The 22,389-nt window shown below is 40.2% G+C and carries 20 protein-coding genes; 11 read left to right on the plus strand and 9 right to left on the minus strand.

Annotation, left to right across the window (positions count from 1 at the left end; translation table 11 throughout):
• The first annotated feature begins 47 nt into the window (after positions 1-47).
• The 6 genes from R2S08_RS19445 to R2S08_RS19470 all read left to right on the plus strand — a co-directional run bounded on the left by R2S08_RS19445 (position 48) and on the right by R2S08_RS19470 (position 4,263).
• Entirely contained in the window at positions 48-827 is a 780-nt protein-coding gene (locus R2S08_RS19445) for an AraC family transcriptional regulator (RefSeq protein ID WP_316836688.1), read from the plus strand.
• 459 nt (positions 828-1,286) lie between these two features.
• On the plus strand, positions 1,287-1,493 hold the full coding sequence (locus tag R2S08_RS19450; RefSeq protein WP_316836689.1) for a hypothetical protein: 207 nt from the start codon (positions 1,287-1,289) through the stop codon (positions 1,491-1,493).
• Positions 1,494-1,574: 81 nt separating this feature from the next.
• Positions 1,575-2,012 (plus strand): hypothetical protein, encoded by a 438-nt coding sequence (locus R2S08_RS19455; RefSeq protein ID WP_316836690.1) that lies wholly within the window; start codon positions 1,575-1,577, stop codon positions 2,010-2,012.
• On the plus strand, positions 2,009-2,647 hold the full coding sequence (locus tag R2S08_RS19460) for an SCO family protein (protein ID WP_316836691.1): 639 nt from the start codon (positions 2,009-2,011) through the stop codon (positions 2,645-2,647). Before R2S08_RS19455 ends, R2S08_RS19460 begins: the two co-directional genes overlap by 4 nt.
• A 114-nt stretch (positions 2,648-2,761) precedes the next feature.
• Positions 2,762-3,232 carry a low affinity iron permease family protein gene (locus R2S08_RS19465; RefSeq protein WP_316836692.1) on the plus strand — a complete coding sequence of 157 codons (471 nt, stop codon included), beginning with the start codon at positions 2,762-2,764 and terminating at the stop codon, positions 3,230-3,232.
• A 56-nt stretch (positions 3,233-3,288) separates the two neighbouring features.
• A complete protein-coding gene (locus tag R2S08_RS19470) occupies positions 3,289-4,263 on the plus strand; it encodes a D-glycerate dehydrogenase (protein ID WP_316836693.1) in 975 nt (324 codons plus the stop codon).
• On the opposite strand, the gene R2S08_RS19475 is transcribed toward R2S08_RS19470, so the two are convergent.
• Both R2S08_RS19475 and R2S08_RS19480 read right to left on the minus strand, forming a co-directional pair.
• The gene (locus R2S08_RS19475) at positions 4,260-4,562 is read right to left on the minus strand and encodes a chaperone modulator CbpM (protein WP_316836694.1); all 303 of its coding nucleotides are present in this window, start codon (positions 4,560-4,562) and stop codon (positions 4,260-4,262) included. The two genes, R2S08_RS19470 and R2S08_RS19475, sit on opposite strands and share 4 nt — an antisense overlap.
• A gap of 5 nt (positions 4,563-4,567) precedes the next feature.
• Positions 4,568-5,473, minus strand: a complete 906-nt coding sequence (locus tag R2S08_RS19480) for a J domain-containing protein (RefSeq protein WP_316836695.1) — start codon at positions 5,471-5,473, stop codon at positions 4,568-4,570.
• Between the two features lie 236 nt (positions 5,474-5,709).
• On the opposite strand from R2S08_RS19480, the gene R2S08_RS19485 reads away from it, so the two are divergent.
• On the plus strand, positions 5,710-8,232 hold the full coding sequence (locus R2S08_RS19485; protein ID WP_316836696.1) for a M1 family aminopeptidase: 2,523 nt from the start codon (positions 5,710-5,712) through the stop codon (positions 8,230-8,232).
• Positions 8,233-8,539: 307 nt separating this feature from the next.
• Here the strand turns inward: R2S08_RS19485 and R2S08_RS19490 are convergent, their stop codons facing one another.
• The 4 genes from R2S08_RS19490 to R2S08_RS19505 all read right to left on the minus strand — a co-directional run bounded on the left by R2S08_RS19490 (position 8,540) and on the right by R2S08_RS19505 (position 12,831).
• Entirely contained in the window at positions 8,540-9,037 is a 498-nt protein-coding gene (locus tag R2S08_RS19490) for a hypothetical protein (RefSeq protein WP_316836697.1), read from the minus strand.
• 16 nt (positions 9,038-9,053) lie between these two features.
• Positions 9,054-9,812 (minus strand): LytR/AlgR family response regulator transcription factor, encoded by a 759-nt coding sequence (locus tag R2S08_RS19495; RefSeq protein ID WP_316836698.1) that lies wholly within the window; start codon positions 9,810-9,812, stop codon positions 9,054-9,056.
• Entirely contained in the window at positions 9,802-10,896 is a 1,095-nt protein-coding gene (locus R2S08_RS19500) for a sensor histidine kinase (protein WP_316836699.1), read from the minus strand. The genes R2S08_RS19495 and R2S08_RS19500 overlap by 11 nt, the downstream gene beginning before the upstream one ends.
• Positions 10,897-11,097: 201 nt before the next feature.
• A complete protein-coding gene (locus R2S08_RS19505) occupies positions 11,098-12,831 on the minus strand; it encodes a phospho-sugar mutase (protein ID WP_316836700.1) in 1,734 nt (577 codons plus the stop codon).
• 290 nt (positions 12,832-13,121) lie between these two features.
• Between R2S08_RS19505 and R2S08_RS19510 the strand changes: the two genes are divergently transcribed.
• Complete coding sequence (locus R2S08_RS19510; RefSeq protein ID WP_316836701.1) at positions 13,122-14,435, plus strand: aspartate kinase; 1,314 nt, start codon at positions 13,122-13,124, stop codon at positions 14,433-14,435.
• A gap of 192 nt (positions 14,436-14,627) precedes the next feature.
• Positions 14,628-15,782: a diaminopimelate decarboxylase gene (lysA, locus tag R2S08_RS19515; RefSeq protein ID WP_133782763.1), complete on the plus strand. Its 1,155-nt coding sequence runs from the start codon at positions 14,628-14,630 to the stop codon at positions 15,780-15,782.
• 316 nt (positions 15,783-16,098) lie between these two features.
• Here the strand turns inward: lysA and R2S08_RS19520 are convergent, their stop codons facing one another.
• Genes R2S08_RS19520 through R2S08_RS19530 form a run of 3 tightly spaced genes read right to left on the minus strand, consistent with a single transcriptional unit; the run spans position 16,099 to position 20,393 of the window.
• Positions 16,099-16,482, minus strand: a complete 384-nt coding sequence (locus tag R2S08_RS19520) for an SRPBCC domain-containing protein (protein WP_108552968.1) — start codon at positions 16,480-16,482, stop codon at positions 16,099-16,101.
• Entirely contained in the window at positions 16,469-19,156 is a 2,688-nt protein-coding gene (locus R2S08_RS19525) for a DUF3857 domain-containing protein (protein ID WP_316836702.1), read from the minus strand. Before R2S08_RS19525 ends, R2S08_RS19520 begins: the two co-directional genes overlap by 14 nt.
• 46 nt (positions 19,157-19,202) lie before the next feature.
• Positions 19,203-20,393 (minus strand): acyl-CoA dehydrogenase family protein, encoded by a 1,191-nt coding sequence (locus R2S08_RS19530; RefSeq protein ID WP_316836703.1) that lies wholly within the window; start codon positions 20,391-20,393, stop codon positions 19,203-19,205.
• A gap of 145 nt (positions 20,394-20,538) precedes the next feature.
• Here R2S08_RS19530 and folB point away from each other — a divergent pair, with 145 nt between their 5' ends.
• A complete protein-coding gene (gene folB / locus R2S08_RS19535; protein ID WP_316836704.1) occupies positions 20,539-20,898 on the plus strand; it encodes a dihydroneopterin aldolase in 360 nt (119 codons plus the stop codon).
• Positions 20,899-20,954: 56 nt separating this feature from the next.
• Positions 20,955-22,352 carry an FAD-binding oxidoreductase gene (locus R2S08_RS19540; protein WP_316836705.1) on the plus strand — a complete coding sequence of 466 codons (1,398 nt, stop codon included), beginning with the start codon at positions 20,955-20,957 and terminating at the stop codon, positions 22,350-22,352.
• The last annotated feature ends 37 nt before the right edge of the window (positions 22,353-22,389 follow it).

Raw genomic sequence — 22,389 nt, forward strand, 5'->3', positions numbered from 1 at the left:
TGTGCTTAAATGTCTATCTTTGCCAATTACATGTTAAAAAACGACAAATGGGTAAAGCAAGATTTTGCCATCTTACGGTAGATGCTGTAGATAAGGAGGCTTATGTTTGGCATGAAGCAGACTGGAAATTTTCTGAGGATTGGCATACCCATCATATGGGGCAACTCATCTATGTAGAAAAGGGAGTTCAGTATTTACATACGGAAAACAGGACCTACCTTTTGCCTACTCACCACTGCGCATGGATCCCTCCGGGAGTCGCGCACCGAAGTTCTTCACCAGCCAGTCAGGTGTACCTTCGATGTCTTTTTTTTACGGTAAATGAGGAGCTTCCTTTTTTTAAAGAACTGAATATTTTTCATACCCCAAAAGTGCTGAGGGAAATGATTTTTTTTACGGAACAATGGTCAAGGCTGGAAGAAAAAGATCCGGTTGAATTTGACTTTTTGAAAGGGTTGAAAAGCATCCTTCCGCTGAGCTTTAAACAGGCCATTCCACTGGCGCTTCCGGTGCCCCGGGATCCCCGTATTTCAGACGTGGTCAGCTACCTTTCGGACCCACTTTCTGTACAGCTTAAATCAACTCAGATCGCAGCTCAGTTTAACCTTTCCGTTCGTACGATGGAACGCCTGTTTAAGAAGGACACCGGGATCACTTTTGCCGGGTATGTTAAGCTGATGAAAATCATTAAGGCGGTAGAGCTTTTGTCTTTAGACGGAGAAAGTGTGAAGAGTGTAGCCTATAGGGTAGGGTACGAAAGTGTCTCTACTTTTAGCAATACTTTTTATGCTTTGCTCGGTGTGAGACCACAAGATATGCTTGCTTAAAATTTGAAATCAGAGGTCAAATTTCTATATGAATTTTTAATTTATTTAAATATCATAATTTATAGATATATAGATATTTAAAAAATGTTACTAAAAATTTTTAGGAATTGAGTTTTTATTTAGTTGATGTTTTTAAGTATTTGTTTGTCAGTGCTATAATTTTTAATTAATGAAATTAGGCCTAGGAACGATCTAATGGATTTTTTTAGGGAAAACAAGGGGAATTCGGATTTGAAATGAGTAAATAAATCTTCGCCCCGGAGCGTTCGTTTATGTATATTTGCGCTCAGAATGTTTACCCGGTTAACTGCAATATCACTGATCTTTTTTTCACTGGCGGCGAATTTGTCGAGCTTATTTTTGTTCGCGAGCTATGAATTAAACAGGGATTATATTGCCAAAGAATTTTGTGTAAATAAGGACAAGCCTCAACTCCACTGTAACGGAAAATGCTACCTTATGAAGAAGCTGAAACAGGCGGAAGAGAAGGAGCAGAGACAGGAAAAACAAGAGCAAAAAATGTTGGTTCAGGAAGCCCTTGTTCCTCTCCGTTTTGTGTTCAAAAGATACCTGGTCAGCCAGCGTCATTTTTACATTCCGGCAGGAACAGATTTGCCAAAATCAGATCCGGTTTCAGTCTTCCATCCACCGCCGGCTGCGGCTTAAAATTTTCATTTTTTTTACCGATTTTGGCCCAGTAAATTGCTGCTGCTGAAAGAACATTATGTACAACAAAATTAAGATACCATGAATAAAATATTAGGCGTGCTGGCTTGTGCAATACTGGCTGTGGCATGTGCTCCAAAACAAGATTACAAAGCGGAACGTGATGAGGTCATGAAGTTCCATGATGTCGTTATGGAAGACCATGGAGTAGTGGTTAATAACCAAATGAAACTGGACTCCTTACTTAAAGATCTAAAGGGTCTGAAAAAGAGCCAGCCCTCACTTGATACTGCAGCTGCAAGAAAAGAAATGGAGCAGCTAAAGTCTAGTTTAGGTTCTGCAGAAGACCGGATGAATGACTGGATGCATCAGTTCGAGCCGGATGTGACCGGAAAGTCAAATGAAGAAGCTATAAAATACTTCAAAGAAGAAAAGGTGAAGATCACCCGTATTGATAGCTTGTATAAACAGGAGATAAAAACCTCGGGGGCTTACCTGGATAAATTGAAAAAATCATGAGGTTTAGCGGTTTGTTTATAGCGATTGCTTTTCTGTTTCTTGTAAGCTGCAAGGATAAACCTCAGCGTTTGCCTTTTTTACAGGCTGAGATCAACGAAAAGGTGGTGGATGGCAAGACAGTTCAGGATACGGTTTTTAAGACGATACCGGCTTTTAAATTCCTTAATCAGGATAGCGTTGAGGTTACCAATAAGGATTTTGATGGGAAGATTTACGTGGCAGACTTCTTTTTTACCTCTTGTCCAACCATTTGCCCTACCATGCACCGGAATTTATTGAAGGTGTACAAGAAATATGAAAATAATCCGGAAGTGAAACTTGCTTCACATACCATAGATGCAAAATATGATGTTCCTTCAAGAATGAAAGCCTATGCCAATAAATTGGGCATTAAAGGCACACAGTGGGAATTTCTGTGGGGGAGCAGAGATGAGGTTTATGCACTGGCAGAAAGAAACTATCTGGTTTCTGTAAAGGAGGATAAGGAATCGCCAGGTGGCTTTATTCATCAGGGATACCTGGTGCTGGTGGATAAGGAGAAACGCATTCGCGGAGCTTATGACGGCACCGTTGATGAAGATGTGAAGAAGCTGATGGCGGATATGGATACCTTGCTCCAGGAATATAAAAAATAGATTAAGAAAGGGGGTGTTCAGGAAGACAGCTGTCTTCCTGAACACCCCCTTTCTTTTGGAAGATCGAAACTTTTAAGAACTGAAAATGTTGTAGGTTTTAAATTATTCTGCGACATGAAGAAATCTAAAGAAAGTTTGTTTGAACGATTTTCAACTAAAATAACCTGTTGGACAGGTAGTTCAACTGCATTTGGGATTGCATTTACTGTTATACTGGTCTGGGGTATTACAGGGCCGATCTTCCATTATTCGGATACCTGGCAGCTGATCATCAATACGGGAACTACGATCGTTACCTTTCTGATGGTCTTTTTGATCCAGAAATCTCAAAACAAAGATTCAAAAGCTATCCAGTTGAAACTGAATGAATTGATTGCAGCCAGCAGGTATGCAAGTAACCGAATGGTGGATATTGAAGATCTGACAGAGATTGAACTGGATGTGTTGCATAAATATTATCAGGAGCTTTCTGACAAGGCAGAAAGGGATCAGGATATCCATAAATCGCATTCTATTGATAAAGCGAAGAACCTCGCAGAGGAAAAAGATCAGTTGAGAGCGCAGCAGAAAAAAAAAGTTGATTAGATTAGGAAACCATCATTCGAAGTCAATGATTATTTCATCACCTATAAAGAAAATTAATGAAAGTATTTATTCCGAGAATAATTCCAGAAGCAGGAATGAAACTGTTGAGAGAGGCAGGTTTGGAAGTGACCGCCTGGACAGAAAAAAGAGCGCTAAGTAAGCAGGAACTGATCGATCATTGCATGAATCAGGATGCCCTGCTCAGTGTAAGCAGTCGTATAGATGCTGCATTCTTAAACGCCTGCAGACACCTTAAAGTAATCGCTTTACATTCTGTGGGCTATGATAATGTAGATGTAGAAGAGGCTACAAAACTAAAAATACCGGTTGGGAATACCCCGGGGGTCTTGAGTGCTGCGACAGCAGATACGGCTTTTTTGCTGATGCTGGCTACCTCCCGTAAGGCTTTCTATATGCATAAACAGATTCAGAAGGGTAAATGGGGCTTTTTTGAGCCTACAGCAAACCTCGGAATAGAGCTTTACGGGAAAACTCTTGGGGTGTACGGCCTGGGTAAGATTGGAACTGAAATGGCCAGACGCTGTAAGGGTGCATATCATATGGACATCATTTATCATAACAGGCACCGTAACGAAGAGGCGGAAAAGGAGTTGGGTGCAGTAAAAGTGTCCTTTGATGAACTTGTTAAAAACAGCGATGTATTAACGGTTCATACCGCTCTTACACCTACAACCAAAGGGGTGTTTGATTATCATATCTTTAGCCGGATGAAGTCTGAAGCCATATTTATCAATACGGCGAGAGGAGCAATACACAACGAGGAAGATCTTAAAAGAGCACTTGAAGAAGGTTTGATATGGGGTGCCGGGCTTGATGTGACAAATCCAGAGCCTATGCATGCAGACAATCCTTTGCTGGATATGCCAAATGTTTCTGTATTGCCTCATATTGGCTCTGCTACTGTGCAAACCCGAGATGCAATGGCAGTCCTGGCGGCAAAAAATATTATTGCCGGGTTAAAAGGACAGAGACTTCCGAATATTGTAAATCCGGAGGTATACGAAAATTAAGCATTTTCGTGAAGGTGGAGGCGGTTTTTTAGCCTGTCAATTTCGTGCTGCAGATCATTGACCCGGGTTAACAGGTGTCTGATGGCATCAATTCCTTCGATATTGATGTGCAGGTCGTAATGCAGGTGGATATACCGTTCTACCTCGCCAAACTGATCTTCATGGATAAATTTATCGTTGTCAATAAGGGTGAGTAGTATAATTCCCGACTCTTCAAGCGAAATGATGAATTCCGGTTCTATATTATAGTTGATGCAATATTCTGTGATTTTAATCAATTCTGGTTGCATAGATTCCATATTATTTAAGATTTAGCCAGTTCTTTGAACAACTCTTGCTGTTTCTCTGTAAGATTGACCGGGATTTTTACGGTATAGGTTACAAAAAGGTTGCCAAATTCGCCCTCTTTTTTATACACTGGAAAGCCTTTTCCTTTTAATCTTACTTTGGTATTGTTCTGTGTACCAGGTGCAATTTTTAGTTTTACTTTGCCGCTTAGCGTCTCTATGGTGGCTTCTCCCCCCAGAACCGCCGTGTAAAGATCGATCTCTACGGTTTCATATAAATCATCGTTTAGGCGCTTGAATACCGGGTCGTCTGTAATGTTAAACGTAATATATAAATCGCCATGAGGACCGCCATTTACGCCGGGTGCACCCTGGCCTTTTAGTTTTATGACTTGTCCGTGGGCAATCCCTGCGGGTATGGTGATGCGAAGATTCTTGCCATTTACAGTTAAAGTTCTTTTATGAGTAGTGTATGCCTCTTTTAAAGGTAATTGGAGTTCAGCCTGGTAATCCTGTCCTTTATATTTAGTGCTGCTTCGTTGTGAACGTCCTGCTCCACCAAACATGGACTCAAAAAAATCAGAGAAATCACCACCGCCAAAATCTGCATCAGAATATCCTCCCCCTTCAAAAGGATTTTGACCGGTGTGTTGTTGTTGGGTACGCTGAGATTGTTTTGCTTTTTCAAACTCCTCTGCATGCTTCCAATGTTCCCCATGTTCATCATATTTCTTACGCTTTTCGGCATCACTAAGCACTTCGTTAGCTTCATTGATCAGCTGGAATTGTTTGTTTGCCTCTTTGTCGTTGGGATTTAAATCCGGGTGATATTTTCTTGCCAGCTTTCTGTAAGCCTTTTTGATTTCATCAGCTGTGGCTTTCTTATCAATGCCCAGTATTTTGTAGTAGTCAATAAATGCCATATAAATATAGGTCTGTTCTCAAATTTAATGATTAAAAGGCAGTTTTCTGAGTTATTGTCTTATCAAATTACAAACCAAACTACATATGTGTTTAAATTATTGTATTTTAGCTATAAGAAATTCCGCTCTTCCAGTAAAACCTTCATCTTTAATAACAAACGTTTATGTCCGGTATGCGTAAAACTCTCCTGTATCCCACATTTTTAACGCTCCTCCTGTTAATCAGTTATTCAGAAATGTCGATTTGCCAGACTGCTAAAACAACCACTGAGCCTATCGTAGAAGTGGGGGTGTCCAAAAAACTGGCAGAGTACCGGAAATCCGTGATCAGTAAAGTACAGTATAACCTGGAGTTTACAATTCCGGCACAGAAAAGTGAGGCCATACAAGCCAGAGCGGTATTGAATTTTCAGCTGGCCAGTATTGCCTATCCGTTGCAACTTGATTTTAAAGAAAATCCGGATAAGGTCAAGTCTATCCTGGTCAATAACAAACCGGTTGTTGTTCAGTTGTTGAAAGAACACCTGGTGATTGGCCAGAAATATCTTAAATCAGGCAAAAATGAGGTCCGTATAGACTTTCAGGCGGGAGAGGGTGCTTTAAACCGGAATTCTGATTATCTGTATACCTTGTTTGTTCCAGACCGGGCCAGAACCGTTTTTCCATGTTTTGATCAGCCGGATCTGAAAGCAACTTTTACGCTTACACTGCGGATTCCTGAGCAGTGGAAAGCACTGGCTAATGGTGCTTTAAAAGACTCTACTGTAAAGGATGGACAGAAAACTTATCGTTTTAAAACTTCAGATTTGCTGAGTACCTATCTTTTTGCTTTTGCTGCAGGAGATTTCCGACAAACGGAGGGAATGGTTTCTGCATTTAAAACTTCATTTTTATTCAGAGAAACAGACACGGCGAAGCTGAATAAAAGTATTCCGGAGATTTTTACCATTCATACAGATGCCTTAAAATACTTTCAGGAATGGACAGGGATTCCTTATCCTTTCCAGAAATTTGGATTTGTAGCCATTCCGGATTTTCAGTTCGGAGGAATGGAGCACCCGGGAGCTATACAGTATAAAGCTTCTTCACTTTTTCTCGATAATGGGGCTACAAAAGACCAGATGAATGCGAGAAATAATCTGATTGCTCATGAAACGGCTCATATGTGGTTTGGTGATATGGTGACGATGAACTGGTTTACTGATGTTTGGATGAAAGAGGTTTTTGCCAATTTTATGGCAGACAAAAGCAATGCGGATGCAGGAGGAACAGATGAATTTGACCTGAAGTTTTTAGTAGATCATTTTCCTGCAGCCTATAACGTAGATCGTACAGCGGGTTCTAATCCCATCAGGCAGGATCTGGACAATCTAAAAGATGCAGGTAGTTTGTACGGAAATATCATTTATCATAAAGCTCCAGTGATGATGCGGCAGCTGGAAAGGTTGATGGGCGCTGAAATGTTCCAGAAGGGGGTTAGGGAATACCTGAAGAAATTTGCGGGTGGTAATGCTTCCTGGCCGGATTTAATTAATATCCTTGGGAAATACGCACCAGTAGATCTGCAAACCTGGAATAAAGTATGGGTCAACGAAACCGGCCGGCCTCTAATCGATTACAATCTGGAGGTCAAAGACAACAAGATCACCAGTTTTGTCCTCACTCAGAAGCCTGAATATGGGAATAAACGCGTTTGGCCACAGATTTTTGAACTGACTTTTTTTTATCCCAATTATAGCCAGGAGATCAGTGTACAGTTAAATGATGGAAAATTAAATCTGAAAGAGGTTGCTGGTATGGAGAAACCCTCTTTTATCCTGTTTAATTCTTCCGGACAAGGGTATGGCGTGTGGCCGGTGGATACGGCAATGTTTAAGAGCCTGTACAAAATGGAGAAGCCTTTGAGAAGGGCTTCTGCCTATATTTCTATGTATGAGAATATGCTTAATGGAAAAACCATTGAACCGGAAAGCCTGCTTAAGCTTTTTACTGATGGATTGGATAAAGAAACTGATGAATTGAATCTGAAACTAATCAATGGGTACATCAGTAGTATTTTCTGGAATTTTACATCGGCCGCTGAACGCCTTAAGCTGGCTCCGCTATTGGAAGATTCTCTATGGAATGCCATTGCTCAGGAGGGTTCTCCAAACAATAAAAAGATACTTTTTAAAACCTACCAGGATATCTATTTAAGTCGATCCGCAGGCGATCGTTTGTATGCGATTTGGAAAAGCCAGCAAGCTCCGGAAGGCATTAAGCTTACTGAGGACGACTATACATCCTTATCTCTGTCCCTGGCTTTGAAAGGGCAGTCAGATCCTTCTTTGCTACAAACTCAGCTGAGCAGGATCAGCAATCCAGACCGAAGAAGCAGATTTGAATTTATCCAGCCAGCTGTATCTGCTGATCAGCAGGTGAGAGATCAGTTTTTTAGCAGTTTGGAACAGAAATCAAATCGCACAAAGGAATCTAATGTGTTGGCTGCACTGTATTATCTGCATCATCCGTTGCGCCAGGAGTCTTCTGTCAAATATCTTCCAAAAAGTCTTGATATGCTTCAGGAAATTCAGGTAACTGGTGATATTTTCTTTCCAGCTTCCTGGCTGCAGGCCACTTTAGGGAGTTATCAGAGCAAATCTGCTTTTGAAATGGTGCGGACTTTTCTGGACCAGCATAAAAATTATAATCCCAAATTAAGGGCTAAAATACAACAGGCTGCTGATAACTTATTCAGGGCGCAGCGCTTAGTGAAGTAAAGCCGTTATCTATTTTACGTACGTTTACAGCATGATGACCATATTTTCCATCCCTTTGTTCAAAGGTGACGCTGTCATTGAGAAACAATTTGTCAAAGTCCAGGTCAGGATTATCATGAGCTAAAAGTATAAAACTGATTTGTGTATCAGTACAGGTGATAAAACCTATTTTTCTTTGGTAGTTTATAAAATTAATAAAACCTGTGAGCACTGTTCTGTTTGTTGATAATGTTTAGAACAAAGTTAACGATTGTTTAACATTTATTGCAAACACCTAAACAGTTTTGAATAAAAATATAGATTTATTTTAAGGATTTTGTGTTTGATCCTGAAAATAAGCCGGGGCAATGACCGCGATGGTATAAGAAGTACTGGTAACGATGCTCTGATAAATGAATTTTTTAGTACTGTAAATGGTTAAAATCTGATTGTCTACAATCTGGCCATCTGATCTGTCTGGCTGAAGGGCTTCAATTTCCTTTAGTAACAGGGTATAAGCTGCTTTATCAGGGGCCTGGTAATACACCCGGTTTACCGCTGGTTCTGTATTGTGGATCCTAAGCCAGGCGAGCGCTCGGGTAGGATCAGTTTTAAGATTTTCAAATGAAAAAGTGTGGTAATAATCGTTCTCATAGTTTCCGGTCATGGCAATATCCAGCTTCCAGCCTTTACTCACCAGAGAATCACCAACGCGTACAGCTGATCTGGAAATACAGGCTTCCAGATCTTTCAAACCCGAAACCTGGGCCTTGCAAAGAAAGCTGCAGAAACTAAGACATGCGATCAGGAAATATTTAGGCATCATTATCCAAAGTTAGGATTTATATGTCAAATATTTCTTTTAAGGCTTGGGTATAACCCCGACTGGAGGTGTATTTAGATCCGGAAGTGTCTGTCATAAGGAATACCAGCGTGCCGTTAAAACTTTTCCTGATTTCTTTAATGACCTCAGTATTTATAATGGTACTTCTGCTGATTCTTAAAAATGTATCCGGGAGTTTTTCCTGGAGTGTAGTAATGGTGAAATCGGTTAAGTGTCTCTTCCCATCGGCCGTATTCAGGAATACATATTTGTCTTCTGCTTCAATAGAAGTAATATCGGCAAGTTTGATGAGCAGGATCCGGTCTCCGATCTTTACCGTAAGGGTTTTGACTTCCTTTTTGATTTTAAGTTTATCAGCAAGCAGCTCGAAGGGGATTTGGAGATCTGTTACTCCTTGATGCTGCTGCAGTTTCCGCATAGATTTTTCCAGACGTTCGGCTTCCACAGGTTTCAGCAGGTAGTCGATGGATTCTTCTTCAAAAGCTTTCACTGCATACTGGTCATAAGCAGTGGTGAAGATGATTTTAGGTTGTTTTTTAAGCTTGGAGAGCATTTCAAACCCGTTTAAAACAGGCATTTCTATATCCAGAAAAATCAGATCTGGCTGATGTTTTTCAATTTGTTGCAGACCTTCTGCGCCATTTGCAGCCTCAGCAATAATATCCAGATGATCGTGAACACTCAGCAAACGTTTCAGTCGCTGGCGGGCCAGTTCTTCGTCGTCAATAATAATCGTGCGCCAGATTTTACTTGTCATGTAAGGGGATTTGAATTTTAATTTGTTTAAATGGTTCATTGGTGATTTGAAGCTCGTAGTTGCCAGGGTATAAAAGCTCCAGTTTATCATAAGTGCTCTGCAGGCCATAACCAATCTCCAGTTCGTTGGGGAAGGGGTATCCATTATCTGAAACGACAATGTCCATGTTTTTTGTCTTTTTGATGCTGACCTTAAGTTCACCTTTTTCTATGGTGTCTTTTAGACCATGTTTTAAGGCATTCTCTACCAATGGCTGGATCAAAAAACGAGGGATCTTTTCATGCGATATTGTTTTATCTATGTCTATGATAAAATTAATCCTATCTCCGAATCTTACCGTCTCTATATGGAGGTAAGTTTGAAGAATATCGACTTCCTCCTCGATGGAAATCAGGTTTTCTCCTCCCTGATTGATGCTGTATCTGAATAATTTTGACAGTTTCAGTGTCATACTTTCAGCCTTGTCGGGATCCAGATGGATCAAGCTGGCGATAGCATTCAAAGAATTATACAGAAAATGAGGATTGATTTTGGATTGAAGTGTGGCCAGTTCTGCCTGTGTTTTCATCTGTTTTAGACGAAGCAGGTCCATTTCTTTCTCTTTGATCTTGGTGCTAAATCTAGCCTTTTGTGAAAAATATATATAAGAAACCGTGGAAACGATTAGTGTAATTATACTTGCAAACAGGAAGTCAGATTTATGGAAAAAAGTATATTTAGTTTTAAATAAGCCTGAAAAGGTATAATAAAGTAATTCTATTGCTATAAAAGCACCCGATAGACTAAACAGGTAATAGAGACTGATGTAAAATATGTGACTGCCTTTTCCTGCCCATAGACGCTTGGAAAAATGGATGCTGTTTGAAACAAAAAATCCAATAACACAACTGAAAAGCAATTGGAAAATAGCCCTTTCTGTTCCAATCCATTTTCCATTAAGCACAGATATTAAAATGCAAAGGATAATTCCTATGCCCAGGCCAACTAAAATAGCATAAATCGTGATTTTTAGCCAGTATTTGAAGTTGAATATTTCAAGCTGTGCTATGTCGGTTTTGCATGACTGCGGAAGGGATTTTTTCATCGGCTAAACAGTGTTTGCATATGCTGAATACAACTAAGGATCTTTACAAGAGTAATAACTATTCTTGCTTGCATTCAAAAATGTAATTTAATTTAAGCAGAACAAATATATAACCGACGAAAGGCAGGATAAGGAGGATAAATGGTCATTTAATCATAAAAAAGGAGCTGTCTTTAGCAGCTCCTTTTTTATTCAATGCGTTTAGGCCTGCAAGTCAGACATCAGGCGATGGATTTTAGTGCCTAATCCTTCATTTACTTCGTCAAATTTGGTTTTATCAGCCAAAGGTGCGTTTACGCTGCAATAGAACTTGATTTTTGGCTCCGTGCCCGAAGGACGTGCCGAAACAATACTGCCATCGGCAGTAATGAATTGTAAAACATCAGATTTAGGTAATTCAAGCGGAGATGTTTTACCTGTGTTTAAATCTGTTTCAATACGTAACTCATAGTCTTTTAATGTGGTTACTTTCGAGCCACCTAGTTCTGCGGGCGGATTGTTTCTGAATTTCTCCATCATCGCCTTGATCTCTTCTGCACCGGTTTTGCCTTTTTTAGTTAGCGAAACTAATTCTTCACGGTATAAACCATGTTGTGCATACATATCTATTAAGGCATTATACAAACTGCTGCCTTTATCTTTATAATATGCGGTCATTTCTGCAATAAAAGCACAGGAAATGACTGCATCTTTATCTCTTACCAGTTCACCGACCGAGTAGCCGTAACTTTCTTCACCCCCTACGATGAAGGTCTTTTTACCTTGCAAACTGGTGATGAGCTGGCCAATCCATTTAAACCCGGTTAAGGTATTGTAATAAGTTACTTTTTTAGATTTAGCAATTTCTTCAATCAGATTGGACGTTACGATGGTTTTAACAATATATTGGTTGCCATCAATTTTTCCTTTCTCTTCCCATGCGGTGAGCAAGTAATGAACCAGTAAACTACCGGTTTGATTTCCGTTTAGGAGCACCCATTCATTATTGTTGTTTTTAACAGCAATTCCTACACGGTCTGCATCCGGGTCTGTAGCCAGTACAAGGTCTGCATCAATTTCCGCTGCTTTTTTAAGCGCCAGTGTCATCGCTTCTTTTTCCTCCGGATTTGGATAAACTACGGTTGGAAAATTCCCATCAGGTTTACTTTGTTCTTCCACGACGGTCAGATTGGTAAAGCCAAACTGGGCCAGAGCTTTAGGAACCAAAGTGATTCCGGTACCATGGATAGGCGAATAGACGATTTTCAGGTCTTTTTGTCTGGATATGGCTTCTGGAGAAACCGATAAAGCAGTGATCCTGTCCAGGTAAAGTTGATCGATATCTTCGCCGATCAGTTCAACATTGCTGTCGATACGATCAAATTTAACTTCGTCAATGCTGGTGATTTTGGCCACTTCATTCATCACCTCTTTGTCGTCAGGGGAAGTGAATTGTCCTCCATCATTTCCATAGGCCTTGTACCCGTTGTATTCTTTTGGGTTGTGCGAAGCGGTAAGCATGACACCACTTTTGCAGCCCAGTTCACGGATGGCGAAAGAAAGTTCTGGTGTAGGTCTTAATTCTTTGAAGAAATAGACATGAATTCCGTTTGCTGAAAAAACATCGGCTGTTATTTTTGCAAAATAGTCGGAATTGTTCCGGCTGTCGTGTGCTATCGCTACTTTAATTTGTTCGCCAGGATATTTTTTTAGCAGATAATTGCTTAATCCTTGTGTAGCCGTGCCAATGGTATATTTGTTGATCCGGTTGGAACCAGCACCCATAATTCCTCTTAATCCTCCTGTTCCAAATTCCAGGTTGCGATAAAAAGCATCCGTCAGTTCAGTATACGCTTCTTTATCTAATAACTGCTGAATATCGTTTTTCGTCTGCTGATCGTAACTTCCATTAAGCCATTGGTTTATGGTGTTTAGTGTTGAGGATTCTAACTGCATATATTTAGTTTGTCTTTTTTAAAATTTTATTCTTTAACAAATTCTTTAGTAGGATGTTTTGCTGGCGGGCTCAAAACCTGCACTGTTTCCAAATTTTATTTTGCTTATATCCTTATTATTAACGCTGTTTTAGTTATTTTCACGCCCTGATAGAAATTCATCCAAATTATGCAATTAATTAGGAATTTTTTCTGTCATGAATAACAAAAATATAAATATTACCCTATAGAATGGCTTTATAACCATCGAAAATGCAATTTTAAATTAAACGAAAAAACAACCCCAAAAAAATGAAGATATTAAAGTTTGGAGGAACTTCCGTTGGGAGCCCTGAGCGGATGACTAAGTTGCTGGATATTATTAATCCCGCAGAAGAACAAATTGTGGTTTTATCAGCGGTGTCTGGTACCACCAATAGTTTAGTGGAAATCTCTGGCAAACTTTTAAAGGAAGACAAACAAACGGCGTTAACTTTGATTAACGCCCTACATCAAAAATATAATGAATTTGTTATTGAGCTGTTACCTGAGGGCGACTTCAGGCAGCAGGGACAGGAAGTGGTAGACTATCACTTTGGTTTCCTGGCTTCTTTAGTCAATGATATTTTTACTCCAATTGAAGAAAAAGTTGTTCTGGCGCAGGGTGAACAGCTATCTACTACCTTATATCATATCTATTTAAAGTCTATCGGTGTTGCTTCAGTATTGCTTCCAGCCTTAGACTTTATGAAGATAGACGAGGACAACGAGCCGGATATTGCTTTTACAACAAAACACCTTATCCCATTATTGGAACAGCATAAAGGAAATACACTGTTTATTACCCAGGGTTTTATTTGCAGGAATAGTTTTGGTGAAGTGGATAACCTGAGAAGAGGGGGCAGTGATTATACAGCTTCTTTATTAGGCGCCGCAATTATGGCCGAAGAAGTACAGATCTGGACGGACATAGATGGGATGCACAACAATGATCCTAGGATTGTGAAAGGAACCAAGCCTATTTCTCATCTTTCTTTTGATGAGGCGGCAGAACTGGCCTATTTCGGAGCAAAGATTCTGCATCCGCAATCGGTTTTTCCTGCGCAAAAATATAAGATTCCTGTTCGGCTATTGAATACGATGGAACCTAAAGCATTAGGTACATTGATTTCTGCAAACAGTGAAAAGGGTAAAATTAAATCTATTGCCGCTAAAGATGGTATTACGGCGATTAAGATCCAGTCGAGCCGGATGTTGCTGGCTTATGGATTTCTAAGAAAAGTATTTGAGATTTTTGAGCGTTACAAAACGCCAATCGATATGATAACAACTTCTGAAGTTGCGGTGTCTTTAACCATAGATTTTACAGATAATCTGGATGAAATTGTAAAGGAATTACATGCATTTGGTACAGTTGAGCTGGATAAAGATCAGTCAATTGTTTGTGTTGTTGGTGATTTTGGTGCTGAAAAGCATGGTTACGCTTCCAGAGTATTGGATGCTTTAAAACATATCCCAATACGGATGATCTCTTACGGGGGAAGTAATTATAATATTTCGTTGCTGATCAATACCGGCGATAAGACTGAGGCACTGAGAAGTTTGCATAACCGTTTATTTGAATAAGAATAACCGCCAGGTCATTTCTTTCTCAGGTAAGTGATAATGGCAATAAGAATAAAGACGAGTATGATAAAGAACCTGGTTCTTCTGTCATACTCTTTTCTACTGATCTTTTGCCGTTGCAGATCGAAATAGTTGCCTATATAAATCAATGACAATCCAATTAAACAAAATATAATCAGATATTTAAACATTATGTTTTCTAATAAAGATATTACCCATTTTGCAAATATAGAGACGCCATTCTATTATTATGATCTTACCTTACTGCAAAATACATTGAATGCCTGCGCTCAGGCTGCAAAGGTGTACAATTTTCATGTGCATTATGCCATGAAAGCTAATTTTAATCCAATGGTATTGGAAAAAATCAAGTCGACGGGTTTTGGTGCAGACTGTGTGAGTGGTGGCGAGGTAAAAAAGGCTATTGAGATTGGTTTCGATCGGAATAAGGTGGTTTTTGCCGGCGTAGGTAAATCAGATAAAGAGATTAACGACGCCCTTGATCAGGATATTTTCTGTTTTAATGTAGAGTCTATTCAGGAATTAGGGGTGATTAATGAGCTTGCGGCCAAACGTGCGAAGAAAGCAAGGGTTGCCATTCGGATCAATCCGAATGTGGATGCGCATACGCATCATAACATTACTACCGGACTGGATGAGAATAAGTTTGGAATCAATTCCTGGGATTTATCCGACTGTGCAGAAACTTTAAAGCAATGTGCGCAGCTGGAATTTATAGGGATTCATTTTCATATTGGTTCGCAGATTACCAATCTGGACGTGTACAAAAACCTTTGTGTAAGGGTCAATGAGTTTGCAGCCTGGTTTGAAGAGCGGGGCTTTTTGGTTAAGGTGCTGAATGTTGGCGGTGGTTTAGGTATTGATTACCATAACCCGGATCAGCAGATTCCTGATTTTGAGGCTTATTTTAAGATATTTAATGATTTTCTGGAAGTGAGAAGCAATCAGGAGGTTCATTTTGAGCTTGGAAGGGCTTTGGTTGGGCAATCGTCGTCACTGATCAGCAAGGTTTTGTATGTGAAGAATGGTAAGAAGAAAAATTTTATTATTCTGGATGCGGGTATGACGGAACTGATGCGTCCGGCTTTGTACCAGGCTTATCATAAGATTGAAAATTTAACTAGGCAGGGTGTAACAGATACTTCTGTGAAGTATGATGTGGTTGGCCCGATTTGCGAGAGTACGGACTGCTTTGGTAAAGAAGTGGAATTGCCTGAAACGAGCAGGGGTGATCTTATCGCTTTGAGGAGTACAGGCGCTTATGGCGAAGTCATGGCCTCACATTATAACCTCCGTGAAAATGTAAATGTAGCTTATAGCGAATAGGCTTGTTTGAAAAATCAATATTACTCTTCGAGGACTGGACTCCTTGCCCCGCTTCGCTCTTGTGGCAAGGCGCCCTGAGGCCCTCGAAGAGTAATATTGATTTTTTTGTTGCCTATATCGATTCGCATATAGCAATATTTAATTTTTCTCTGCGCCATGCATGGATTCCCCTCCTTTGTTACTAAGCGTCTTCAAAAAAATAAGGCTATATTTTCAGGACCTCAGGGGGCTTTGCCACAAGAGCGAAGCGAGGCAAAGACTCCAGTCCAGAAAATATAGCCTTATTTTTTCGTTCCAGCTTAGAACCCCCTCTTTTTTACTCTTCTTCGAAGAAATCCTGCAAGCCGCCAAAGTAATGTTCACTTAAGCCGCCAGTAAAGTCGTCATAATCTTCTTCGGGAATATTGGTTTGCACAAATTCAAGAGAAGTGCCTTTCTTATCCGGGTGCAGTTTGATGGTCACAATGGAGGGTTCATTATCTTCTCCGAAATACCATTGCTGTACAATTTTCTTTCCGGGGTCAAATTCAATGTTCTTGCCTACGATGTCGCCATCCCAGAAAGAAAACTCTGTTCCGGGTTCTTCCGTAAATTCGACTTCTGCACCAGTCCAGAGCTGAATGCTTTGCTCTTTAGTCAGTGCCAGATAGACTTCTTCGGGAGGCGCGGGGAAACTATAGTATTTTTTAAACGTTTTCATCTTTCGGGGTATTTGTTAAATCAGGTTCTTCTACTTCAGGTTCCTTTGTTTCTGAGGTATGATTTTGTCGGCTAAAATACGCTGAGATTTGTGAATTCTTATATTCGATGAGTTCTTTTTTCCATAAAACCTCTGGATAGGTAAATACAAATGTCTCTTTTACCCGGTGTGACCTTTGATAGCAAAGAATCCAAAGGATACAGAAGCCTATAGCAAATATCCTGGTCATCGTGGTAGTTGTGTCTGGAAAGATTGGACGTTCTGCCAGGAAATTGATATAACAATCTCCGGCAAATCTGATCAGAACCACGCAAATAAGAAAATGGAGGTATTGAATATATCGTTCAGGGAAAGATGTTCTTCTGTTGTAAAAAAGAAATAATAACAAGATTACCCAACTCATTTTTAAGGCTATAGTAATGACCTCGATCGTATAGTAAGCACCGGCAAAAAACTTGGCTGAACCTTTGAGGCTATTGATCCATTGCCAGGTTGCAGAGGAAAATGCACCGGAAAGATTGGCTTCTCCAATAATGCTGATTGGACTTAGACTCAAAATAATGGCAGTAAAAATGATCCAGCCACCTATTGATCTGCCTTCTGCCATTTGTTCAAGATCAAATTCAGTCTTTTGCTGATAGATTCTGGTAAAGAAGATTCCTGAAATTAGAAAAATGAGTATGGCCAGGCCAAGAAGATATGGGTTTGAATTCTCGGCAATTAATCCATCGTTGCTTCCCCAGGAAAGATAAAAAGACAGATGATCTTTAATCTCCTTGGTGTCTTTAACATAAGCCTTAATATCCTTCCCTTCTATATAGTCTTTCATACTTCGGTACGAATAATTAAGCCTAAGCTGATTACCGCGGATAAAAGAGTTAAATTCAAAATAATAATTGTCGGTCTCTACCCTTTTATTTTGTTCTTCAATTGACCAGGCTTTGGGTAAATTGATGTATACGTTTTCCTCTATGTTAACCGGAAATTTCAGGGACATGGGTTCTATACGGTTTTTAGGTTTAATATTGCGGAGTTCAGTATAAATAAGATCTCCGTAGAAGTTGACATGATGATCTTCGCCATCCTCTTTTTTCCATATATCCTCTATTTGATAGCATTCGGTAATGTTTATGGTGTTGGATTCCTCATTGTCATCAATTGCGATTGGCTTTATGTTTTCTGCATCCGGATAGTACTTTGTTATATATTCGAGAAAAGATTTTTGCAGGTCATCCTGTCCTTCGTCAGCAATTGTTGAACGAATATCATCAGCGTAGTTGTCTGTATATGTACTTTTTATCGTCAATATTGTTGCTTTCTTTCCTGAAGTATCTGCCAGATCAAAAACCAGATTGGATACCAATTTGCCCGTTGCAATACTAACAACACTTTCAGGATGTTTTACACCTGGCTTTAAGACCAATCCCTGTCCATAGTTTGGAAAGTAAATGCTGTCATAAGCCCCTCTTTGGTAAGATATAGTGGGGTCTATCCATATTTTTGATTGTTTGTGTTCGATAACGACTACTGCATGATTGAATAGCATTGGGCTTGGTAAAAAGTCAGTCGTGTTTTTACCGGAATAGGTATCAATATAGGCCATATAGGCGTTTACGTTTGTCTTATTTAGCAGGTAGATGAGTAATAAAGATTTATCTTTACAATCTCCATATCTTTGTTGAAGTACCTTTTCTGGTGAATTGGGCCGCTGAGAATATACTCCCATTTCTACGCCCATATATCTGATCTCATCCTGTACAAAACGAATAGCCAACTGAATGTACTTTTCAGGTTTGTTACCGGCAAGCCGAAGCAGTTCTGCTACTTTTTTATCTAAAAGTGGAGTCTTTAAGCCGGGGTAGCTATTGGTTTTTAGTCCCCAGTCAACTACTTCTTCCCAGTTCTGGTATTCCGTAACCTGGGTGTATTTAAATGGTTCATACCAGGAAGGAGTATAATCAACGTTTCTGTAAGTGTCTGTTAAAGAGCTTTCCCATTCGTACATACGCAAACCACCCATTTCGGTGATTTTTGGAGTAGTTTTAAAATTGAAATTCTTTAATTGAAGTGATCGTGATTTATTTACGATCAGATTGGTGTACCGCTGGCCCGCACTGCTGGAATTTTCAAAATAGAATGTATTTGTATACTTGGTGCCAAAAATTGGATTGGTACCTTTACGGGTGTAAGAATATTCAATACGATCACCTTTTCGGACGTCATCAAGGATTAAATAAGCATCATAAGTCCCACTGTAGATGAACCTCGACAGGTCCTTCTCGTTCTGCAGAATTTTGAATTTTGAGGCATCTAATTTATCGGTTGGCTTATTGTTTCGCCAGATGGTGATGTTATGAAAGATGAGTTTTTCGTAGGAAGGATCGTAAGTGACTGAAATCTGCGAGCCGTTTTGAACACCGGCATCAGATACAATTTGCCTGATCACATGAATATAATTTTCCTCTAACTCCGCCTGGTTTTGTTGATCCACTAATGCGGAATAGTAGCCATCATTGATGTCCTTTTCTTTTGGTTGTTTTCCGTTGAGGTTGATTTTTACAATCCAGGATGGTGTGTTCCTGGAAACAGAAAAATTTTTGCCCTGTCCGTAGCAGAGTAAAGTGCTTAAGGAGAGAATTAAGCAATAGCAATGTTTGTTAAATAGATTTTTCAAGCTTGAGGTCGTATTAGAGAGGGGGTGGAGAGAGCGTTAATCCTTTTTATTTGAATGCGTTCAGACCAGTTACATCCATGCCGGTGATTAGCAAGTGAATGTCATGTGTGCCCTCATAAGTGACTACCGATTCCAGGTTCATCATATGGCGCATAATGGAGTATTCACCTGTGATACCCATTCCGCCAAGCATTTGCCTTGCATTCCGGGCAATGTCGAGGGCAATTTCAACACTATTTCTTTTGGCCATAGAAATTTGTTCTGCTGAAGCGCGGTTTTCACTTTTTAAAACCCCTAAACGCCAAACAAGGAGCTGTGCCTTAGTAATTTCAGTGACCATTTCGGCCAGTTTCTTTTGCTGCAGCTGGAAGCCACCGATAGGTCTGCCAAATTGCACCCGCTCTTTAGCATAACGCAGTGCGGTATCGTAACAATCCATAGCCGCACCCAAAGCACCCCAGGCAATGCCATAGCGGGCTTGGTTTAAGCAGCCCAATGGCCCTTTTAACCCTCTGATATCGGGGAACAGGTTTTCTTTCGGGATCTTAACATGGTCAAAGACCAGCTCGCCGGTGGCCGAAGCCCTTAAGCTCCATTTGTTATGGGTTTCTGGTGTGCTGAAACCCTCCATGCCGCGTTCTACAACCATGCCTCTGATTTTACCAGATTCGTCCTTTGCCCAAACAACGGCAATATCTGCAAAAGGTGCATTGGAGATCCACATTTTTGCACCATTTAAAATATAGTGATCACCATTTTCTTTGATATTGGTAACCATTCCACCAGGATTGGAACCATGGTCTGGTTCTGTCAGGCCAAAGCAGCCCATCATTTCGCCCGTGGCCAATTTTGGTAAGTATTTTTTACGTTGTTCTTCAGTTCCATAAGTATATATAGGATACATAACCAGAGAGCCCTGCACAGAAGCCGTAGAACGAATGCCAGAATCGCCACGCTCTATTTCCTGCATAAGGATACCGTAAGCTATATAATCAAGGCCTGCGCCACCATATTCTACGGGAATAGTAGGTCCAAACGCGCCAATTTCACCAAGGCCTTTGATCAGGTGTTTGGGAAATTCTGCTCTTTGGGCAAAGTCTTCTATAATTGGGCTCACCTCTTTCTTGACCCAATCACGTGCAGTAGAACGGATCAGTTTATGTTCATCAGACAACAGTTCGTCCAGAAGATAATAGTCAGGAGCTTCGTAAAGGTCTTTCTTTGCAGATGTATTCATATATACAAATATTTGGTTCCGCTATCTTTTTCTATGTTTAATTAAATCAATTGATTTATTAGGATAGTTACGTCCAAAGTTAATAATTTAGCGGAATGGGCTGCTAAAAGCGTCCGAAAATTTAATTTTGCTGCAAAACAAAGAGATGCTGATACAAACCGTTGCACTTAAAGATGTGAAATTCTATGCTTTACATGGGTATTATCCAGAAGAGCAATTGACTGGAAACCACTTTTTAGTTAGTATTGAAGTCACTTTTAACCACTCTGGTGATACAGAGAATTTGCTTCATACTGTAAATTACGAAGTATTGAATACCATTATGAGAGAGGAGATGGCCAATACGCAGAAAATGCTGGAAACGGTAGTAAAAAAAATGCTGGACAGGGTATTGGAGCACTATCCATTCTTGCTGAGCATTGAGGTTGGGATCAAAAAAATGCATCCCCCAATGCCAGGGGAGATTAACCACTCCTTTGTACAGTTGCGTTATACCGCAGAATAAATTTGCCAGATGGCAGAACATGAATGTAAAATTTATAAAATCAAATATAAACCCTGATGTCCTATACTAAAATCACACCTGATTTTCTTTCGAAACTTAAAGAGGCTGTCGGTGCTTCCAACGTTTTTACAGATGAAGAATCTTTGGGTAACTATGCGCATGACGAAACCGAAGATCTGAAATACTACCCGGAAGTTGTGGTAAAGCCTTTAGATACGGCAAGTGTTGCTGCCTTACTGAAACTATGCAATGAACACCATGTTCCTGTAACGCCAAGAGGTGGAGGGACAGGTCTCAGTGGGGGTGCCTTGCCGGTTTATGCCGGTGTATTGTTGTCTATGGAAAAATTTAAGGCGATCATTGACATTGACACAGAGAATTTGCAGGCTATTGTAGAGCCGGGCGTTATTACAGAAGAGTTTATGAATGCGGTAGCTGAAAAGGGCTTGCTGTATCCTATAGATCCTTCCAGTAAGGGTTCTTGCTTTATTGGTGGTAATGTTGCACATGGTTCAGGCGGTCCAAGGGTGGTGAAGTATGGAACGATAAGAGAGTATATCTTGAACCTGGAGGTCGTATTACCTACAGGAGAGGTGATCTGGACAGGAGCAAACACTTTAAAATATGCATCAGGCTATAACCTGACTCAGTTAATGATTGGTTCTGAAGGTACATTAGGTGTGGTGACCAAAATTGTGACTAAACTGATTCCAAGGCCAACACAAAATGTATTGATGATGGCTTCTTTTACGAAAAATGAAGATGCCTGTGCAGCTGTTTCTGCAATTTTCAGGGCGGGGATTACACCTTCTGCTCTGGAATTTATGGAGCGTAAGGGGGTGGAATGGGTAATTAAATACGATGATATCAAGTTTGATCTTAAAGACGAGGTCAATGCATTTTTAATGATGGAGTTTGATGGTGATGATCTGGATACCATCTTTAAGGATTGCGAAAAAGCAAATCTGGTACTCGAGAACTTCAATTGTACAGATGTATTGTTTGCAGATACTGCTCAGCAAAAAGATGACTTATGGAGAATCAGAAGAACAATGCCGGAGTCGGTGAAATCCAATTCTATTTATAAGGAAGAAGATACTGTGGTACCAAGAGCTGCCTTACCTAAGCTCATCGCAGGCATTAAGGAAATTGGAGGACGTTATGGTTTTGAGAGTGTTTGTTATGGGCATGCCGGAGATGGGAACCTGCACGTAAATATCATTAAAGGAGGTATGAGCGATGAAGACTGGAAAAGCAAACTTAAAGATGGTATAGTAGAGATTTTTGAATTGACCAGTGCACTGGGAGGGACTATTTCCGGAGAGCACGGAATTGGTCTTGTTCAAAGGGAGTTTATGCCAATTAAATATAGCGAGGTCCACCTGAACCTGATGCGGAGCATCAAACAAGTGTTTGATCCGAACAGCATTTTAAATCCTGGTAAAATATTTTAGATTTTTTCAAGATCCCGGAATGCATTCCGGGATCTTG

This window comes from Pedobacter nutrimenti (assembly GCF_032678445.1).
GTDB classification, from domain to species: Bacteria; Bacteroidota; Bacteroidia; order Sphingobacteriales; family Sphingobacteriaceae; genus Pedobacter; species Pedobacter nutrimenti_A.